At 52.3% G+C, this 543-nt stretch carries 4 tRNA genes; all 4 read right to left on the minus strand.

Annotated elements, in window-relative coordinates:
• Positions 1-37: 37 nt before the first annotated feature.
• Positions 38-114 (minus strand) — tRNA-Asp (locus tag ACE3MQ_RS27305).
• 16 nt (positions 115-130) lie between these two features.
• Positions 131-204, minus strand: a tRNA-Met gene (locus tag ACE3MQ_RS27310).
• 18 nt (positions 205-222) lie between these two features.
• Positions 223-298 (minus strand) — tRNA-Val (locus tag ACE3MQ_RS27315).
• 146 nt (positions 299-444) lie between these two features.
• A tRNA-Glu gene (locus ACE3MQ_RS27320) sits at positions 445-519 on the minus strand.
• Positions 520-543 lie beyond the last annotated feature (24 nt).

Below are 543 nucleotides of genomic sequence, written 5' to 3' on the forward strand. Positions count from 1 at the left end.
AAATCAATGAATTCTCATCCCTTTTTCAAGGAAGTAATGGCGGAGCCGACGGGATTCGAACCCGCGGTCTCCTGCGTGACAGGCAGGCATGTTAGGCCTCTACACCACGGCTCCACACTAGGTAATGCAATTGCGGGGACAGGATTTGAACCTGCGACCTTCGGGTTATGAGCCCGACGAGCTACCGAGCTGCTCCACCCCGCGTCAGTTATAAATTATATATGGTGGAGGCTAACGGGATCGAACCGCTGACCCTCTGCTTGTAAGGCAGATGCTCTCCCAGCTGAGCTAAGCCTCCATATGTACTGTATCTAATAAATAAGGTGGTGACCCGTAGGGGATACTCTCACTTCGTTCGAGACTGCGATGTTATTGCTAACGAAGTTTACGCTCCGACGAACCCTTTTTATGGGATTCTCATCCCCCGAAGCATATGAATAAAAGTGGTGACCCGTAGGGGATTCGAACCCCTGTTACCTCCGTGAAAGGGAGGTGTCTTAACCCCTTGACCAACGGGCCACATGGCTCCCCGAACAGGGCCAC

The organism is Paenibacillus lentus (assembly GCF_042714055.1).
GTDB lineage: Bacteria > Bacillota > Bacilli > Paenibacillales > Paenibacillaceae > Fontibacillus > Fontibacillus lentus_A.